The sequence below is a fragment of the Sanguibacter sp. A247 genome (genome assembly GCF_052324925.1).
Classification (GTDB): Bacteria; Actinomycetota; Actinomycetes; order Actinomycetales; family Cellulomonadaceae; genus Flavimobilis.
The window spans coordinates 336871-355000 of record NZ_JBQPRE010000003.1 but is presented as its reverse complement, the minus strand read 5'-3'; the positions used below and the strand labels follow the sequence as shown (position 1 = coordinate 355000).

10 protein-coding genes and 2 pseudogenes are annotated in these 18130 nt (G+C 68.0%); 4 read left to right on the top strand and 8 right to left on the bottom strand.

Annotated elements, in window-relative coordinates; all coding sequences use genetic code 11:
- Window positions 1–144: 144 nt before the first annotated feature.
- A complete protein-coding gene (locus ACTVCO_RS09815) occupies window positions 145–2037 on the top strand; it encodes a DNA/RNA helicase domain-containing protein (protein WP_443728231.1) in 1893 nt (630 codons plus the stop codon).
- A 104-nt stretch (window positions 2038–2141) separates the two neighbouring features.
- Here ACTVCO_RS09815 and ACTVCO_RS09810 read toward each other — a convergent pair whose 3' ends face one another.
- The 4 genes and pseudogenes from ACTVCO_RS09810 to ACTVCO_RS09795 form a co-directional block, all read right to left on the bottom strand.
- Window positions 2142–2963, bottom strand: coding sequence for a phosphotransferase (locus ACTVCO_RS09810; RefSeq protein WP_443728313.1), 822 nt, complete (start codon window positions 2961–2963; stop codon window positions 2142–2144).
- Window positions 2964–3137: 174 nt separating this feature from the next.
- Window positions 3138–3314 (bottom strand): annotated as a pseudogene (locus ACTVCO_RS09805) (helix-turn-helix domain-containing protein); the annotation flags it as partial.
- Window positions 3315–3436: 122 nt separating this feature from the next.
- Window positions 3437–4003: a hypothetical protein gene (locus ACTVCO_RS09800; RefSeq protein ID WP_443728230.1), complete on the bottom strand. Its 567-nt coding sequence runs from the start codon at window positions 4001–4003 to the stop codon at window positions 3437–3439.
- On the bottom strand, window positions 3993–4769 hold the full coding sequence (locus tag ACTVCO_RS09795; protein WP_443728229.1) for a hypothetical protein: 777 nt from the start codon (window positions 4767–4769) through the stop codon (window positions 3993–3995). The genes ACTVCO_RS09800 and ACTVCO_RS09795 overlap by 11 nt, the downstream gene beginning before the upstream one ends.
- A gap of 232 nt (window positions 4770–5001) precedes the next feature.
- Between ACTVCO_RS09795 and ACTVCO_RS09790 the strand changes: the two are divergent.
- A pseudogene (locus ACTVCO_RS09790) lies at window positions 5002–5141 on the top strand (helix-turn-helix domain-containing protein); the annotation flags it as partial.
- A 4-nt stretch (window positions 5142–5145) separates the two neighbouring features.
- Here the strand turns inward: ACTVCO_RS09790 and ACTVCO_RS09785 are convergent.
- The 3 genes from ACTVCO_RS09785 to metH form a co-directional block, all read right to left on the bottom strand.
- A complete protein-coding gene (locus tag ACTVCO_RS09785; protein WP_443728312.1) occupies window positions 5146–6384 on the bottom strand; it encodes an ISL3 family transposase in 1239 nt (412 codons plus the stop codon).
- Window positions 6385–7048: 664 nt separating this feature from the next.
- Entirely contained in the window at window positions 7049–8356 is a 1308-nt protein-coding gene (locus ACTVCO_RS09780) for a reverse transcriptase domain-containing protein (RefSeq protein WP_443728228.1), read from the bottom strand.
- Window positions 8357–8704: 348 nt separating this feature from the next.
- Complete coding sequence (gene metH / locus ACTVCO_RS09775; RefSeq protein ID WP_443728227.1) at window positions 8705–12238, bottom strand: methionine synthase; 3534 nt, start codon at window positions 12236–12238, stop codon at window positions 8705–8707.
- A gap of 107 nt (window positions 12239–12345) precedes the next feature.
- Here metH and ACTVCO_RS09770 point away from each other — a divergent pair, with 107 nt between their 5' ends.
- Complete coding sequence (locus tag ACTVCO_RS09770; RefSeq protein WP_443728226.1) at window positions 12346–12714, top strand: DUF488 domain-containing protein; 369 nt, start codon at window positions 12346–12348, stop codon at window positions 12712–12714.
- 5 nt (window positions 12715–12719) lie between these two features.
- Here the strand turns inward: ACTVCO_RS09770 and ACTVCO_RS09765 are convergent, their stop codons facing one another.
- Complete coding sequence (locus ACTVCO_RS09765) at window positions 12720–15176, bottom strand: DNA gyrase/topoisomerase IV subunit A (RefSeq protein WP_443728225.1); 2457 nt, start codon at window positions 15174–15176, stop codon at window positions 12720–12722.
- A gap of 128 nt (window positions 15177–15304) precedes the next feature.
- Between ACTVCO_RS09765 and ACTVCO_RS09760 the strand changes: the two genes are divergently transcribed.
- On the top strand, window positions 15305–18088 hold the full coding sequence (locus tag ACTVCO_RS09760; protein ID WP_443728224.1) for a GNAT family N-acetyltransferase: 2784 nt from the start codon (window positions 15305–15307) through the stop codon (window positions 18086–18088).
- Window positions 18089–18130 lie beyond the last annotated feature (42 nt).

Sequence of the window (18130 nt, the reverse complement as noted above, 5' to 3'; positions counted from 1 at the left end):
CGGACCGGGCAGTGCGTCCGTCCGTGTCGCAGCACTTCAGAGCGCTAGCGCTTGCTAGCGTGACCCTCGTACCAGCGGTACCGACGGACTTCCCCCGGGACATGCCCCCACCGCACGAAACTTCGTGCTGCCCGGGGTGTGTCCATGTCGGTAACTTCCGTTCGCCTGACGGCGGCCCAGATCGTCGAGCTGTCGGCGTCGGGCACGTCCGAGCTGGAGCGTGTCTTGGCGGAGTATCTCCGGTCGCAGGGGATTGGCGCCGGTGGCGCGAGCGAGTCGCGTTCGTGGCGGAACTCGCTGCCGCGACTTGCGCGCGACCTGTCCGACGCGGGTCTCGGCAGCATCGAGATGCTCGTTGAGCAACGGCTTCCGCTGACGTCAAAGCGCGCTGACGTTGTCCTCGCGGGCGTCGACCGGGTGACGGGCGCACCCAGGTACGTCGTCGTCGAGCTCAAGCAGTGGGCCGAGGCGACGACGATGCCCGACGCTGAGAATCTCGTCACCGTTCCGGGGACGGCGTACAGGCAGTCGCTCCACCCGTCCGTCCAGGTCGGTGGGTACGTCGACTACCTGCGGGACTTCCTCGCGATCCTCGGGCCCCACAACCCGGACGCCGCGACGATCGGCGGGCTCGCCTATCTCCACAACGCGACCCGCCGGTCCGTCGACTCGCTCTACGACCACGCGCACGTCCGCGACTTCCCGCTCTTCACGGGCGACGGCCGCGCCGAGCTCGTCGAGCACCTGCGGCGGGCGTTCGCGCCCGAGCCGGGCATCGAGGCGGCCGACGCTTTTGCGAGGTCGGCCGTCGCGCCGTCGAAGCAGCTGCTTGCGCTCGCCGCCGACGAGGTGCGGGAGCGGGAGCAGTTCGTCCTGCTCGACGAGCAGCGCGTCGCGTTCGATCTCGTCCTGCGTGCCGTCGAACGGTCACGCCGCGGGGACGTGAAGTCGGCCGTCGTCATCACGGGCGGTCCGGGCTCGGGGAAGTCGGTCATCGCCCTCGCGCTGCTCGGCGAGCTCGCCCGGCAGGAGCGCGCGGTCCTTCACGCGACGGGGTCGCGTTCGTTCACGCAGACGCTGCGGAAGGTCGTCGGTCATCGTGCGCCGCGCGTCCGGACGCTCTTCACGTACTTCAACAGCTTCATGCAGGCAGAGCGCAACGGGCTCGACGTGCTCGTCTGTGACGAGGCGCACCGTATCCGCGAGACGTCCGTGAGCCGATACACGCCGAAGGTCGTCCGAGAATCTGCACGCCTCCAGGTTGATGAACTTTTCGACGCCGCGCGCGTGCCAGTGTTCCTCCTCGATGAGCACCAGGTCGTTCGGCCGGGCGAGCAGGGTGCGGTGGCAGATATCCGTGCGGCGGCTGCTCGGCGGGGCATCGATGTCGTCCAGGTCGACCTCGACGCCGAGTTCCGCGCGGGAGGGTCGCTCGCCTACATCGAGTGGGTGCGGCGTCTTCTCGGTCTTGCGCCGGGAGGGCCGCTGCCGTGGCACGACGAGCCGTCGTTCAGCGTTGACGTCGTCGACTCGCCGCACGAGATGGAGGCGCGCCTGCGCGCGAAGCTCGCAGCGGGGCACGGGGCTCGCATGACGGCCGGGTACTGCTGGCCGTGGAGCGACCCGGTCGACGGTGTCGGGCTCGTGCCCGACGTGAGGATCGGCGACTGGGTACGGCCGTGGAACGTCAAGGGCGACCGCGGGATCGGCTCGGCACCGCCGTCCGCGCTGTGGGCGACGGCCGACGGCGGCTTCGAGCAGGTCGGCTGCGTCTACACGGCGCAGGGCTTCGAGTACGGGTGGAACGGCGTCATCCTCGGCCCCGACCTCGTGTGGCGCGGCGACCGCTTTGTCGCGCGGCGCGAGCAGAACCGCGACCCTGACTTCCGCTCGCGGACGCGCGTACCCGACGACGAGTTCGACCGCCTCGTGCGCAACGTCTACAAGGTGCTGCTCACGCGTGGGATGGAGGGGACGTACCTGTTCTCGGTCGATCCGGAGACGCAGGAGATGCTGCGGAGGCTCGCCGGGCGGTGATCGTCAGGGACGGGGCCGGGACCATGATGCGCAGCGTCGGCCCGTCACGTTCACGCGCAGATCGCCGTGGCAGCGGCTCGTCGCGTGCTTCCTCGTGCCAGCGCTCAGTAGCCAAACCACCCGATCGTCGCCTCGCGGTACCACCTCTGGTGGGCCCGCAACTGCGGCGACGTCTCAACCTCCTCGAGGTCTGCGACGCCCGCGTAGTACCCGAGGTGCAGCGCCACGAGCCCGTCGACGTGATCGGCGTGGACGTCGCGCGTTGCAGGGTGCTCCGCGAGCAGAGCACGCGCATCAAGGCCGTCGGCAGCCATGGAAATCGTCGCGACCACGGACATGAACCACGGGGGAGCGAGCATCCCGTGACTCCAGTCGACGAGCCTCACGCCTCCTCCGCGTTCAAGAAGGAGGTTGTCGTCGCGGACGTCGTCGTGGCTCAATGTCGTCGCAGGAGCCTCGGCAAGCACGCGCCGGGCAAGGTCCTGCAAGTGTGCGGTCCTGGCAGACCCGATGCGTGGCTCGAGGGCGCCGAGCTGATCGACATAGGGACCCAGCTCGTCCACCCACGACCCGGCTTCGAGTGCAGCAGGCGGAGGAGTGAGTGCAGCCGCGGCCTCGGTGAGCGCGTCGAGTACCCGCCATGCGTCAGGAGCCGTCCATGGCCGCACTGGGTGTGTGGCATCGACCGCGTCATAGACGGCGAAGAACCACCCGTCGACGTCGAGCGTCCATCGCAGCGGCACGAGCGCGGAGTGCGGCGGAAGAGCTGCCACCGTCGCGGCCTCCCGCCGGTAGCTCCCCACAAGCCACTCCGGGCTTGCCGGGCCCGCGCCCTTGATGAAGAGGCGAGTGCCGTCAGCAAGTTCCAGCACGCATGCGAGGCCGGGAGTGAAACCGGCAATCGCTGACTCTGCGCGAACGACCACGGCGACGCACCTTTGCGCGATGGCCGCGCGGGCAGCGGGGGAGACCGAGTCCCAACCAGGGCGGATGGAAGTGCGGTAGGCGAGTGTGCCAGCCGTCGATCCGGGCCCGGCGGTCCCGAGGGCCGTTGAGCCGGATTCTGTCCCGTCGGGTCCCGTCATAGCGCGAATCCTCTCATGGGGCGTGGCGTCACGGCTGGTCTCTGCCCGGAACCGCGCAGCCCACTTCCGCGCCGTGGGCGGTGAGGTCATGAACATCTTCGCCGCGACAGTCGCTGGCCAATGATCCTCGGCGATGAGCTTAGCGAGCCGTAATCGAGCGCGCGGGGTGAGAGCAGCGTTAGCGTGGGACACGAAGGCCTCCTGTGTTGCGTGAGCGGTTTCTAGACAGCTCCCCTCCCGCAACGGGAGGCCTTCGCCTGTCAGCAGATCATTCGCGATTCATGCAACAACGTCCCTGGACATCACAACTAGCCCTAGTCCCAGTCGACCATCGCCCCGCTGATGAAGTTGTTGATTAGCCGTTCAATGAACACGACGACCTCTTCGCGACCGACGACATAGCCCGTCGGATGCCCACAACGGTTCCTCGTCTTCAAAGCATCATTGAGAACGGCGCGCGCGTTCTTGTTGAAAACTCCGGCGTCCTCGCAGATCAGCAGCAGATTCCCGTCGCTTACGTACAGGAGGTCGCTCTTCTTGTTGATCTTTCGGTAGAAGCCCGCCTTCTCGTAACGCTTGAAGTTCTCCGCTTCGAGGAGTTTGAACCCTTGCCGATGTCTCTCGATCACAGAGTAGATGTGCTCGATAGTCGCCGCCCACACCATGAGAACTGCGCCGCGATACGCGCCAGCTTCGTAACAGTCCACAGCCTCATCCAGATACGGTCGGTAGCTTTCAGGAGCGTTCTTCGTGGCGTCTCGCAGCGAGTGAAGCGCCTGTGCGGGAGCCTGCCTCGCGATGTCGGTTACGGGTAGCCGATACGCCTCCTGGAACTCTCGGAGCCGTTCGAGATCTGGTACCCAGTCCTCACTAGACGTCATCTGTTACGGGCTTGTTGAGGACGTATCGAGCCATGTTCTTGAAGATCTCTCGCACCGTTTCCGCAGTGGCGTCGGCGGCGATGTGAATCTCGACGTTGACGTGCACGCTCGGGCTGGTGGATAGGGAAACCGTGGACGTAGGTGCGGGGAAGCTCGGAGCCGTCGCGGGCGTGGCTACGGGTGTTGGGGTGTTAGTGGCCATTGCCGTCGCGGGCTCCACATCCTCGACAACCTCTGATTCGGCTTCTTCCGCTGGAGGAGCCCCATTCACCACCGCGTCCACTTCAGGGAGGTCGAAGCTGACCCGAGTCTCGTTCCCGCCGCGGCCGACCACGAAGGTTCCCAGCCCCGCTCCGTCAATGATGCGCCCGAAGGTCACCGCACCAGACGCGAGCGTTGAGCCGCTCAAGCTGCCGACGGTGTCCTTGTGGGATCCCTCCCAGTACTGTCCGATTTCAGACGTCGTCGCCTCAGACCGCTTGCCGTAGTGAACCCACTCCAGCGTTGCCTGGTACAGCTCAACGCTCGACAACACCTCTCGGAGCACGGCGCGCGGGTCGGTGTTGAACTGCTTGCCGCGATCAGTCGTCCGAAGATTCCCACCGTCGCGGACGATGAGACCGTACTCGACCATCGCGCTAACCTTGCGATCGTCGACCGACCCGAGTGCCTTCTCGATCTTTGCCGGTTCCACCCAGCCGATCTGCTTTCCGAGGTAAGCGAGCAACTTCTGAATGTCCTCGACATTGGTCTTGATGGGAATCACGATTTCCTCCTTGATTCACGCTTGTGGGGACACTGTCGACAAGAGGGTATCGGATCGTGGATTGGAGCCGCCCCACGGGAGCGCGTCTGGCCGCCGATCTGTTCAATGCACCATCGACAGCACCTTTGGCGACCACACCATCAGCGCCGCCGACCCGCTACCCGACGACCTCGCCGCCGTCATCGACGCCATCAAGACCCGGGCTGCTACGCGCTATGAAACGCTCCGCGCCGAGCAGGTGATCGATGCCCGCTACCTCGGCCTCCTCGAGCGAGACCGCTGTAGGACCTGATCATGACGGGTCTGTCGATCCGGAAGATCGGGGCGACGATGGGGGCACCTTCGACGATCAGCCGTGAACTGAGGCGAAACAGGCTCATCCCAATCCAGGGTGCAGTCGAGGCCTGAAGCCGCCGGCTTCGAGCAGTTTTCGTGGGATGTAGTGGGTCAGGTTCCAGAAGCCAAGGGCAGTGCCACGCAGGGGCTCGAGCCGACCGTTGATCGCCTCCGTCGGTCCGTTCGAGGTGCCCGGCGGGTCCGGGACGCCGGTGGTGATCCGGTCGATCGTGTGCTGCAGGAAGAACCGGCCCAGGCTCGGGTCCTTCTCGCGGTAGGCGGTGATCACGTCCTGGTAGACGCCCCACGTCGCCTCGACCTCGGCGTGCCGCTCGTCGGCGAACAGCGCCCCCAGCCGTGCCTGCTGCTTGCCGGTGAGCAGGCTGGCGCCGGTGAGCAGGGTGCGGCGGGCCTGGTAGAGCGGGTCGCCTTTCATCCCGCGGCGGCCGAAGATGTCGTGCTGGACGCGGCGTCGGCAGTTCTCCAACGCGTCACCGGCCAGGCGGATCACGTGGCAGGGGTCCATGACCGCGACCGCGTCGGGCAGCTCCTCGGTGGTGGCTGTCTTGAACCCGGTGAAGCCGTCCATCGCGACGACCTCGATCCCGTCCTGCCATGCCTTCGGCCGGTCGGCGAGCCACTGCTTGAACACGGCCTTCGAGCGGCCCTCGACCATGTCCAGCAGCCTCGCCGGGCCCGTCTTGTCCCGCACCGGGGTGAGGTCGATGATGACGGTCACGTACTTGTCACCGCGCCTGGTGTGACGCCAGACGTGCTCGTCGACACCGATCGTGGTGACGTGGTCGAACCGATGAGGGTCCTCGATGAGGCGGCGTTTGCCCTCGGCGAGGATCGCGGTGTTCGCAGTCGACCAGGACACCCCCAGTCCTGCCGCGACACGCGAGACCGACAGGTGGTCCAGCACGATCCCCGCCAGCCCCCACGCCAGCCCGCCGCGGGAGATCTTCGCCCGAGGTGGCGCTGCCGCCGTCGTGTCCTGCCGCCACACCCGCCCGCATCCCGTGCACCTGTAGCGGCGCACGCGGATCAGCAGCGTCGTGGGCCAGTGCCCGAACGGCTCGTGCGCAAGCCGACGGGCCACGGTGCCGCGCGGCACGCCCTCGCACCCGCACTGCCGGCACCACTGGTCCGGCTCTGTGGCGCGGCACTCCAGCACCGCCCGGTCCGTGCCGAGGTACTGCCCGACGGCCTCAAGGCCGAGCTCGTCCAGGCGGGCGAACGTCGTCAGGTCGGGGGCTGCGAAAGTAGGGTGGGGCATGTCGAGGTCTTCCAGATGGTGAGTGTGAGAACTTCCATCCTCAGGGAGACCTCGACCCACATCCGGCCAACGACGCGCTCAGGCCTCTACACCCTCGATCGCGAAGAGCCCAATATCCCAAAGCCGCTATGCAGTGCGACTAAGGCTGCGGCCAATAGCGAGATCGAAGGCGGCAACGTACGCAACGAGAAACCGTACCGACCTCTCGATCGTCAATGGGGTTATGGTGATCCTGCGAGCATTTATAGAAACTGCCAACTCGCGTTCAAGATCTCGGCGCAAGTTCAGAGCAGCGCTCCAACTCTGCACCTGCCTGTCCGTGAGTGACCCGTCGCCGTGCGCAATCGCGTTCCGAATATCCACTATCCAGAGTAGTCTCCTCGAGAGAATCTCGGGCTCAATGACGATTCCGAACCCCGCCCGGAGGGATTCCATTCGCCCCGTCCAGGTCTGCTTCAATTCACGACTATAGCGCTGAAATAGGAACTTGCCAAATGTTGTATCTCCGACAGTCGAGCAATCGAACAGCGTCTGAATCGACGCATCCACATGGGCTTCGACTATCGCCACAAGGCTCGACAGTGAAGCCGTCGCAAGACTGTCTGCATAGAGCCCGTGTGAGAGACGGGCGATGGTGGCCTCTGCCTCGGCGGTGAGTCGGCCATCAACTAGCATGGTCGGTTCCCCACATATAGGCGGCGCGCGCTACCCTTGAATCCGCGCGAAGGGCCTTTCCAACCTTCGACGGTGTGGCTCCGTCAAGTCTTCCGGCCGCGGCTGCAACTCCAAATCTTGTGATCGGGGTGGACTCGACGAAAATGGATGCAAGGTCATCTCCATTGACCGAATGCGTGTGGGCGAGCAGCCAGGCAGCCTCGGCACGGACGACCTCGGAGTTGTCTCGCAGACAACCTGTGGCCCACTCCATCAACTCCGCTGTAGTGTTGGCGTCGCGCGACTGCAGTTCGTCAGCAGTAGCCAGGAGCCACACTCGCGACCATGGAGATCTCCTCGGCTGCTGTGAAAGAAGTTCCAGGGTCTTCCAATTCTCCTCACTCTCCCCCCGGCGCGAAATATACGCGAGGACGCTGCGTAGCCTCCTCGGCTCGCGGGCGACGATCCTGAGAAGCCACTCGTCGGGAATTCGTTCTGGCGCGGCGGCGAGCACTTGGAGGGCGCGCGAGCCAAAGGAAGCGTGGAGTGCACGAGGGTCGCTCTGACTCGTAATCCAATCTTCAACAATCCTACGCAGGGTTGCGAAGTCCACCTCTTCTTCTGGCGCTTCCTTCTCCTCGATAACGACATCGTCATAGCCGTTATCTGTAAAATCAATGTAGCGCAGCTCGTCGGCTGCGTCCGATTTATACTGGTCGTATAGATTTTGGCGTTCCTGAATTTCGGCGAGCAGCGCGTCGCGAGAGCTTATTCGCGTTTTCCCGTCGGCCAGCGTGAGACCAATGTTGCGAGCCTCGGTGACCACCAGTTCCAGGGCTAAGTGCGAATCCGCCCAGTTCCTCGCTACAATGCGAAAATCGTCTGCGTACCTATTTACTTGGTAGCCGCCGCGCTGAATCCCGCGGACGATGCGCTCAAGATAGGCATCCGCTAGCGCGTGGCTCGCGGCCATGGCCTGGGGAAGTCCAACGGATCGGGGGAATAGGTCATTGAGGAACGCTGTTAGGGCTCGGGTGCCTGCCGGGTCCAGGCTCTGCATCAGGATCTCGTCGGCTAGAATTTTGTGATCGATGTACTCGTAGCATGCGGCAATATCCAGGTCGACGACACGCGCGTCTTGGTCGGTGCTGTCTAGGCCAAATGCTCGATGAGTCTCGATTCCTCCGTCTCGTGACGAGGGGGGCAAGTGTATGATCAATCGGTTCACGAGCGCCTCGTATATGGTTCGGTCGATCGGTGAGAGAATGCCGATTGGGCGTGGGCCGTAGCCCTTCTTTGGCATCGCCATGATGGTCATGGACGGAGTGTGGCCACCAATCGAGACCGCCGATGAGGCGTCCGCAAGAAGCGCTGCGTTATTATTTAGGGCGCGCTCGGAAATGAGAGGTGGCATTTCCAGTAGTGGCTTCGCAACCACCTCCCGAGCGGCGGCTTCGAAATCGAGGGTTTCTGCGAATGTCGCCGGGAGTTGCATTGGGTCCCTTCAGAACTCTGCACAGTGCGCATTGCTTCTAAAAGACAGGACTTCGAATCGACGGACAGTGAAGGTGCGTCTGCACGGCGGGTCCGCAGGCATGCGGCCGGGAGGCGCGTGGGGCATCAGTACTATGCCTCCAGAACGACTGTCTCATGCTTGTGCGCGTCGTCACACCGAGAAGTACTTAGCCTCCGGGTGATGAAAGACGAACGCGTCCGTCGACTGCTCGGGGTGCAGTTGAAGCTCCTCGGACAGCTTGACTCCCACCCGTTCGGGGCGCAGCAGCTCGACGACCTTGCGGCGGTCCTCCATCTCGGGGCATGCCGGGTAGCCGAGCGAGAAGCGGGCGCCGCGGTACTTGAGGTCGAACATGCCGGCGACGTCGTCGGGGTCCTCGGAGGCGAAGCCGAGCTCGTCTCGCACCCGTGAGTGCCAGTACTCGGCGAGCGCCTCAGTCATCTGCACCGACAGGCCGTGGAGCTCCATGTACTCGCGGTACTTGTTGTCCGCGAACAGCGCAGCCGTGACGTCGTTGACGCGCGCGCCGATCGACACGAGCTGCACGCCCATGACATCCACCTCACCCGAGGAGCGCGGCCGCACAAAGTCCGCGAGGCACAGGTGACGGTCGCGACGCTGACGCGGGAACGTGAACCGCAGCCGCTCCGTGCCTGGCTCGCCACCCGACCCACCGTCGGGCCCCTCATGGTGCAGCACGACGACGTCGTCGCCCTCGGCAACGACGGGGAAGTAGCCGTAGACGACCGTCGGCTCAAAGAGCTCTTCGGCAACGATGCGGTCGAGCCATGAGCGCAGGCGCGGACGCCCCTCGGTCTCGACGAGCTCCTCGTATCCCGGCCCATCAGAGCGGGACGGCTTGAGCCCCCACTGACCCATGAACGTCGCCCGCTCGTCGAGGAACGTCGCATAGTCGGCGAGGCGCACGCCCTTGACGATGCGCGTGCCCCAGAACGGAGGCGTCGGGACCGGGTTGTCGAGCGCGACGTCCGAGCGCGCCGGAAGGTCCTCGGGCGCCGTGAACGTCGGCGTCACGACCGCGTGGCGGCGCTTCTTGAGCGGGGGAAGCCCGACGGCGTCGCGCGCCTCACCGCGCGCGATGCGCACGAGCGGCTCCATGAGCCGCAGGCCCTCGAAAGCGTCCTTCGCGTACCGCACCTCGCCGTCGTACAACGACGCCAGGTCGTCCTCGACATACGTGCGCGTGAGCGCCGCGCCACCCAGAATCACCGGGTACTTGCCGGAGAGACCCCGAGAGACGAGCTCCTGGAGGTTCTCCTTCATGACGAGCGTCGACTTCACGAGCAGGCCCGACATGCCGATGACGTCCGCGCCGTGCTCCTCGGCGGCGTCGATCATCGCGGAGATCGACTGCTTGATGCCGATGTTGATGACCGTGTAGCCGTTGTTCGTGAGGATGATGTCGACGAGGTTCTTGCCGATGTCGTGCACGTCTCCGCGCACCGTCGCGAGCACGATCGTGCCCTTCGACGCTCCTCCCTCGACCTTCTCCATGTGCGGCTCAAGGTAGGCGACAGCCTGCTTCATCGTCTCGGCGGACTGCAGGACGAAGGGCAGCTGCATCTCTCCGCGCCCAAAGAGCTCGCCGACCGTCTTCATGCCGTCGAGCAGGTAGTCGTTGACGATCTCGAGTGCCTTGAGGCCCGACGCAAGCGCCTCGTCGAGGTCGTCGGTCATGCCCTTGGCCTCGCCGTCGACGATGCGCCGCGCGAGGCGCTCACCGAGCGGAAGCGCCGCGAGCTCCGCTGCCCGCTGGTCCTTGAGCGACGCCGAGTCCACACCCGCGAACAGGTCGAGCAGACGCGCGAGCGGATCGTGCACGAGCACGCCCGCGTCGTCGTACCGCCGCCGGTCCCACACGAGATCGAGCGCGGCCTCGCGCTGCTCATCCGGAATCTTCGCGAGCGGGAGGATCTTCGCCGCGTGCACGATCGCCGAGTCCAGCCCTGCCTTGACGGCCTCGTGGAGGAAGACCGAGTTGAGCACCGTGCGCGCGGCCGGGTTGAGGCCGAACGACACGTTCGAGACGCCGAGCGTCGTGTGCACGCCCGGGTACTTCGCCTTGAGCGCGCGGATCGCCTCGATCGTCTCGATCGCATCGCGGCGCGTCTCCTCCTGACCCGTCGCGATCGGGAACGTAAGCGTGTCGACGATGATGTCCTCGACCGCCATGCCCCACGTGCCCACCAGGTCGTCGATGAGCCGGCTCGCGATCGCGACCTTGTGGTCCGCCGTGCGCGCCTGCCCGTCCTCGTCGATCGTCAGCGCGATGACCGCCGCACCGTGCTCCTTGACGAGCGGCATGATCCGCCCGTAGCGCGCCGTCGGGCCGTCGCCGTCCTCGAAGTTCACCGAGTTCACGACGGCGCGCCCACCCACGAGCTCGAGCCCCGCGCGCAGCACCTCCGGCTCCGTCGAGTCCAGCACGAGCGGCAGCGTCGACGCTGAGGCGAGGCGCGAGACGACCTCCCGCGCGTCCGCCGCGCCGTCGCGGCCCACGTAGTCGACGCACACGTCGAGCAGGTGCGCGCCGTCGCGCGTCTGGTCGCGCGCGATGCGCACGCACTCGTCCCACTCGCCCGCGAGCATCGCCTCACGGAACGCCTTCGAGCCGTTCGCGTTCGTGCGCTCACCGATCGCGAGGAAGCTCGCGTCCTGGTCGAAGTCCACGTGCGAGTACAGGCTCGCCACGCCCTGCTCAGGCTTCGGGTCGCGCGCGACGACGGGCGTCCCGCCCACGGCGTCGACGACCGCGCGCAGGTGCTCCGGCGTCGTCCCGCAGCAACCGCCCACGAGCGCGAGGCCGAACTCGCCGACGAACTGCTTGTGCGCCGCGGCGAGCTCCGCCGGGGAGAGCGGGTACTCCGCGCCGTGCGCGCCGAGCACGGGCAGGCCCGCGTTGGGCATGCAGGTCACGGGCACGGGGGAGTGCCTCGAGAGATGGCGCAGGTGCTCGCTCATCTCGGACGGGCCCGTCGCGCAGTTGAGGCCGATCGCGTCGATGCCGAGGACGCGCAGCGCCGTGAGCGCCGCGCCGATCTCCGAGCCCATGAGCATCGTGCCCGTCGTCTCGACCGTGACCTGCGCGATGATCGGCACGTGCTGGCCGAGGCGCTCCATCGCGTCGCGCGCGCCGTTGATCGCGGACTTCGCCTGGAGCAGGTCCTGGCTCGTCTCGACGAGGATCGCGTCGGCACCACCCCGCACCAGGCCCTCAGCCTGCAGCGAGAACGTCTCCTTGAGGTGCGCGTACGTCGTGTGGCCGAGGCTCGGGAGCTTCGTGCCCGGGCCCATCGAGCCCAGGACCCACCGCTCGCGCCCGTCGGCGGCCGTGTGCTTGTCCGCGCTGCGACGCGCGATCGCCGCGCCCGCCTCGGCGAGCTCAGTGATGCGATCGTCGATCCCGTAGTCCGACAGGTTCGACCAGTTGGCGCCGAACGTGTTGGACTCGACGCAGTCGACGCCGACCGCGAAGTACGCGTCGTGCACCGACTCGACGACGTCCGGCCGCGTGACGTTGAGGATCTCGTTGCAACCCTCGAGGTCGAGGAAGTCGGCGAGCGAGAGATCCGCTGCTTGGAGCATCGTGCCCATCGCGCCGTCAGCGACGACGACCCTGGTGGCGAGTGCTTCCTTGAACGCTGCGGCGCGGGCTGTGAGCATGGCGTCAGTCTAGGGATGCAGGTCCCTTCAGGTCCGAGGTGCCCGTACAGCGAGCATCGGACCCTGCGCAGCCCCGCGGGGGCGGGGCCGCGGCGTTACCGTGAGGGATGACCGCACACGAGATCCGTCTCGCCCGCGTGTACGACGACCCCGTGCCGAGCGACGGCCTGCGGGTGCTCGTCGACCGGATCTGGCCGCGCGGCCTGTCCAAGGAGCGCGCAGCGCTGCACACCTGGGCGCGCGACGTCGCCCCGTCGACCGACCTGCGCACCTGGTACGGGCACGACCCGGCGAAGTTCGAGGAGTTCACGCGCCGGTACGCGGCCGAGCTGGCCGACGACGACCACGCCACCCCGCTCGCCGAGCTCACCGCCCTCGCGCGCAGCCATGACGTCGTCCTGCTCACGGCGAGCAAGGCGCTCGACATCTCCCAGGCCGTCGTCCTCGCGGACCACCTCCGGCGTGCGGTGACCTAGGCGCGTCAGCCGATCGCGTGCAGCGGAACCTTGAGCGCAACCCCCGAGCCGTCGCGGCGTTCGTCAACCTCGGGCAGGGCAACGGCCTGACCGCCCGACGCGACGCCGTGCGCGGGAGCGGGCCCCACCCAGGCGTGCAGGAGCGTGTCCTCACCCTTGAGGAACCGGTGAGAACGGACGCCACCGGTCGCCCGACCCTTCGACGGGTACGCCGTGTACGGCGTCACCTTGGCCGCGCCCGCCTCGGTCCCGGGCAGAGCCGCCGACGAGCCCGCGACCGTGACGACGACCGACTGCGGGCCCAACCCCGCCGGGACGACGCCGAAGAAACGTACCGTGTGCCCGTCGACGAGGCGCACGCCCGCCATACCGCCGGCGCTGCGGCCCTGCGGCCGCACCTGTGAGGCCGAGAAGTGGAGGAGGGAGGCGTCAGTCGAGATGAGCACGAGGTCGTCGTCGTCCGTGCACGCGCCCGCACCGACCACCTCGTCACCGTCCTTGAGCGAGATGACGTCCCAGCTGTCCTTGCCCGGCACGTCGTCCTGCGCGACGCGCTTGACGACGCCCTGGCGCGTGCCGAGCACGACCGTCGGCGCGAACGAGTCGAGCGAGACGAGCGTGAGTACGCGTTCACCCGCCTCGAGCGCGACGATCTCGCCGACGGGCGCGCCGCCACCGAGCGACGGAGCACCGTCGGTCGGCGGCAGAGCCGGAAGCTCGAGCACGTCGACGCGGACGATGCGGCCGCGGTTCGTCACGGCGCCCACCTGACCGCGCGCGGTCGCAGCGACGTGCGCCGCGATCGCGTCATGGGACGTGCGAGTCTCGCTGCGAACGGGCTCGTCCCCGTCTGCGGTCCGCGCGAGCAGGCCCGTCGCCGAGAGCAGGACCCAGCACGGTGAGTCCGCAACCTCGAGGGGCGTCGCCGACGCCTTGCGGGCCGCGGGAGTCTCACCGCCCGACGACTCGAGCAAGATCGTGCGCCGCGGCGTGCCATGCGCCCGAGCAGCCTCCGCCATCTCCTCGGACACCACACCGCGCAAGCGCGGCTCCGAGGCGAGGATCGCCTCGAGCTCGGCGATCTCAGCGCGCAGACGCGCCTGCTCGTCCTCAAGCTCGATGCGCGAGAACTTCGTGAGACGACGCAAACGCAGCTCAAGGATGTAGTCGGCCTGCAGCGTCGAGAGGTCGAAGACCTGCATGAGGCGCGTCCGCGCAGCCTCGGCATCGTCGGACGAGCGGATGACCTCGATGACCTCGTCGATGTCGAGGATCGCCACGAGCAGACCCTCGACAAGGTGGAGGCGCTCGCGCCGCCGGTCCAGCCGGTACGTGCACCGGCGCCGCACCACGTCGAGACGGTGGTCGACCCACACCTGCAAGAGCTCCTTGAGCCCGAGCGTGCGCGGCTGACCGTCGACGAGCGCGACGTTGTTCATGCCGAACGAGTCCTCGAGCGGCGTGAGCCGGTAGAGCTGCTCGAGCACGGCCTCAGGGTTGAAGCCCGTCTTCACCTCGATGACGATCCGCAGGCCGTGCTCGCGGTCCGTCAGGTCGGTCGCTGCCGAGATCCCCGAGATCTTCTTGCTCTTGACGCCGTCGGCGATCTTCTCGATGACCTTCTCGGGGCCCACCTGATAGGGGAGCTCCGTGATGACGATGCCCTTGCGCTTCGCCGTGACGTTCTCGATCCGCGCCGTCGCACGCGTACGGAACGAGCCACGGCCCGTGCGATAGGCGTCGCGCACGCCGTCGAGCCCGACGATCTTGCCGCCACCGGGAAGGTCGGGGCCCGGGACGAAGCGCATGAGCTCCTCGAGCTCGGCGTCCGGGTTCTCGAGCAGGTGCCGGGCAGCGGCGACGACCTCGACGAGGTTGTGCGGCGCCATGTTCGTCGCCATGCCGACGGCGATGCCGCTCGTGCCGTTGACGAGGAGGTTGGGGATCGCGGCCGGGAGGACCTCGGGCTGCGTGAGCTTGTTGTCGTAGTTGGGGACGAAGTCGACGACGTCCTCGCCCAGGTCGGCCGTCATCGCCATCGCGGCCGCAGCCAGGCGTGCCTCGGTGTACCGCGGCGCGGCCGGGCCGTCGTCGAGCGAACCGAAGTTGCCGTGGCCGTCGACGAGCGGAAGCCGCAGCGAGAAGTCCTGCGCGAGCCTCACGAGCGCGTCGTAGATCGCCACGTCACCGTGAGGGTGGAGCTTGCCCATGACCTCACCGGTCACGCGCGCCGACTTCACGTACGGCCGCTCCGGCCGCAGCCCCATGTCAGCCATCTGGAAGAGGATGCGCCGCTGAACGGGCTTGAGCCCGTCGCGCGCGTCAGGCAGGGCACGCGCATAGATGACCGAGTACGCGTACTCGAGGAAGGATCCGCGCATCTCGTCGCCGACATCGATGTCAACGATCTTCTCGACGTAGTCCTCGCCGGAATCGACGGTCTTGGCGGTCCTGCGGGCCATGGGTGGGTGCGCTCCTCACGCTCGGCAATCAGCGGCCATTGTCGCCGTACGACGGCGTGCCGCGCGAACGGCGCGCCGCGCCGCCCTCGAGCGGGGGGCGACAGGCCGCGTCAGGCTAGCCTGAGCCTGTGACACAGACGACGCCGGACGGCGCCGCCCGCTACCCCGTGGAGTGGGAGGCGGACGTCATCCTGCGCGATGGGTCGACGACCCATCTGCGCCCCATCACGCCCGGGGACGCCGACGCGCTCCAAGCCTTCCACGTCGCGCAGTCCGAACGATCGATCTACATGCGGTTCTTCGCGCCGCTCAAGCGGCTCTCGGACCGTGACCTCGAACGCTTCACGCACGTCGACCACACGGACCGCGTCGCGCTCATCGCGGTCGCGTCCTCGACGACCACAGCAGCCGAGCCGCTCGCGCTCGCGGACGGGACCCCGCCGCCCGACGAGCGCATCCTCGGCGTCGCCCGCTACGACCGCATCTCGCCCGACGAGGCCGAGGTCGCGTTCAACATCGCTGACTCCGTCCAGGGCCGCGGCCTGGGCTCGGTCCTCCTCGAGCACGTCGCCGCCGCGGCCCGCGAGCGCGGCGTCCGCAAGTTCGTCGCCGAGGTGCTGCCCCAGAACTCGCGCATGCTCGCAGTCTTCCGCGAGGCTGGGTACGACGTCTCCCAGCGCGTCGAGGACGGCATCGTCGCCGTGTCGTTCGACCTCAGTCTCACGGAGCGCTCGCGGATCGTCATGGCGGAGCGTGAGCGGCGTGCTGAGGCGCGGTCGGTCCAGGGTCTGCTCGAGGTGCGCTCGGTCGTCGTCGTCACGTCGCCCGAGGCGGCTGCGGGTGGGCCCGTGGCGCTGCTCGCGGAGCGTGCGGTCGAGTCGCTCGTCGCGACGACGCGACTCTCGGCGCCGAGTCCGCTGCGCATCGACGTCGTCGGGCTCGCTGGCGCGAGCCGGCTGTGGAACCCGTTGGAGGTCACGTACCACGCGACGCTCGAGGACCTGCGCGCCTCGCGCACGAGCGTCGACCTTGCGGTCCTGGCGCTCGACGCTGCGGCGACGATCGACGCGGTGCGCACGCTTGCGCACCTCGGCACGCGCGGCGTCGTCGTGCTGAGCGAGGGCTTTGCGGAGACGGGGACGGCGGGCCTTGCCCTGCAGCGCGATCTGCTCCATACCGCGCGCACGGCCGGGATGCGCGTCGTCGGGCCGGGCTCTTACGGGCTCGCGCGCCTCGCCGGTGAGGTGCCCGTCGCCGCGACGATCGCGGCCGCGGCCCCCGCACCCGGCCGGATCGGCCTCTTCTGCCAGTCGGCGCCGACCGCGGTGACGCTCCAGACGACGTTCGCGAGGCGCGGCCTCGGGCTCTCGACGTTCCTCTCGGCAGGCAATCGCGCCGATGTCTCGGGCAACGACCTCATGCAGTTCTGGCACGAGGACGCGGCGACCGACGTCGTGTGCCTCTACCTCGAGTCGATCGGCAACCCGCGCAAGTTCTCGCGCATCGCCAGACGCTTGTCGACCGTCAAGCCGGTCGTCGTCGTGACGGCGGGGCGGTCGGGTCACGTCGTGCCGCCCGGGCACGCGGTGCGTGCCTCGCACGCTCCGCGGCGCACGCTCGAGGAGATGCTGCGGCAGTCGGGCGTCATCCGGGTGGAGAACACGCACCAGATGGCCGACGTCGCCCAGCTGCTCGACACGCAGCCGCTCCCGCAGGGCAGGCGCGTGGGGATCGTCACGTCCTCGGGCGCGCTCGCCTCGTTGGTCGCGGAGGCCGCGAGCTCGGCCGGCCTCATCGTGACGTCGCACGTCGGGATCGTGGGGGAGTCGGCGGACGACGAGATCGCGGCCGCGATCGTCGACGAGGTTGCGGCCGGCGACATCGATGCGCTCGTCGCGGTCGACATCCCCGTGCTGGGCCTGGGCGACGGCGCGTTCACGCGCGCCGTGGCGCGTGCTGCGGCACGGACGGGCCGCACGACGGTCGCGTGCGTCCTGGGCCGCCACGGGCTCGTCCCTGAGCTCGTGAGCGCGTCGGGCGACGGCCGCGTCGTCCAGGTCCCGGCCTACGCGACGCCCGAGGACGCGGTCCTCGCGCTCGCCTCCGTCGCCCGGTACGCGGCGTGGCGCGAACGCGACCACGGCGAGTACCTGCGGCCCGAGGCCGACCAGGCGGGCGCTCTCGCTCTCGCCGAGAGCTGGACGCGGTCCGACGCCGACGTGAGGCTCACGTCCGCGCAGGTCGCCGAGCTGCTCGCCCACTACGGCATCGAGGTCGAACCCGCTCTCGAGGTGCGCACGGTCGCCGAGGCGATCGACGCCGCGAGCGAGCTGGGGTGGCCCGTCGCTCTCAAGACCATGGACGAGGCCATGCGGCACCGCCAGGATCTCGGCGGGGTCCGCCTCGGTCTGCAGGGGCCCGACGACCTGCGCGATGCGTTCGACGCGATGCGCGCCGAGGGCCACGAACGCTTCGGGACCGACGTGCGGCTCGAGGTCCAGGCCATGGTGCCCGCCGGCGTGGCGTGCGTCGTGCGCAGCGTCGAGGACCCGCTCTTCGGTCCCGTCGTCGCGTTCGGGCTCGCGGGGGACGCGATCGACCTGCTCGGCGACGTCTCCTACGGCATCCCGCCGCTCACCGACGTCGACATCGACGAGATCGTGCGTTCGGTCAAGGCGGCGCCCAGGCTCTTCGGCTACCAGGGCCTGCCGCCCATGGACTCCGCGGCCGTCGAGGACGTTCTCGCACGCGTCGCGCGACTCGCCGACGACCTGCCCGTCCTGCGCTCGCTCGAGCTCTACCCGATCGTCGTCGGGCGCACGGGCGCGCGGGTCCTGCAGGCACGCGCGACCCTGGGACGCACGCTGAGGCCCGACGAGTCACGGCGGGCGATGCCCGCACCGCCCCGCTAGCTCGGGCCTGTGGGCGACGCGCAGCGCTGCCCGCCCGTCTGG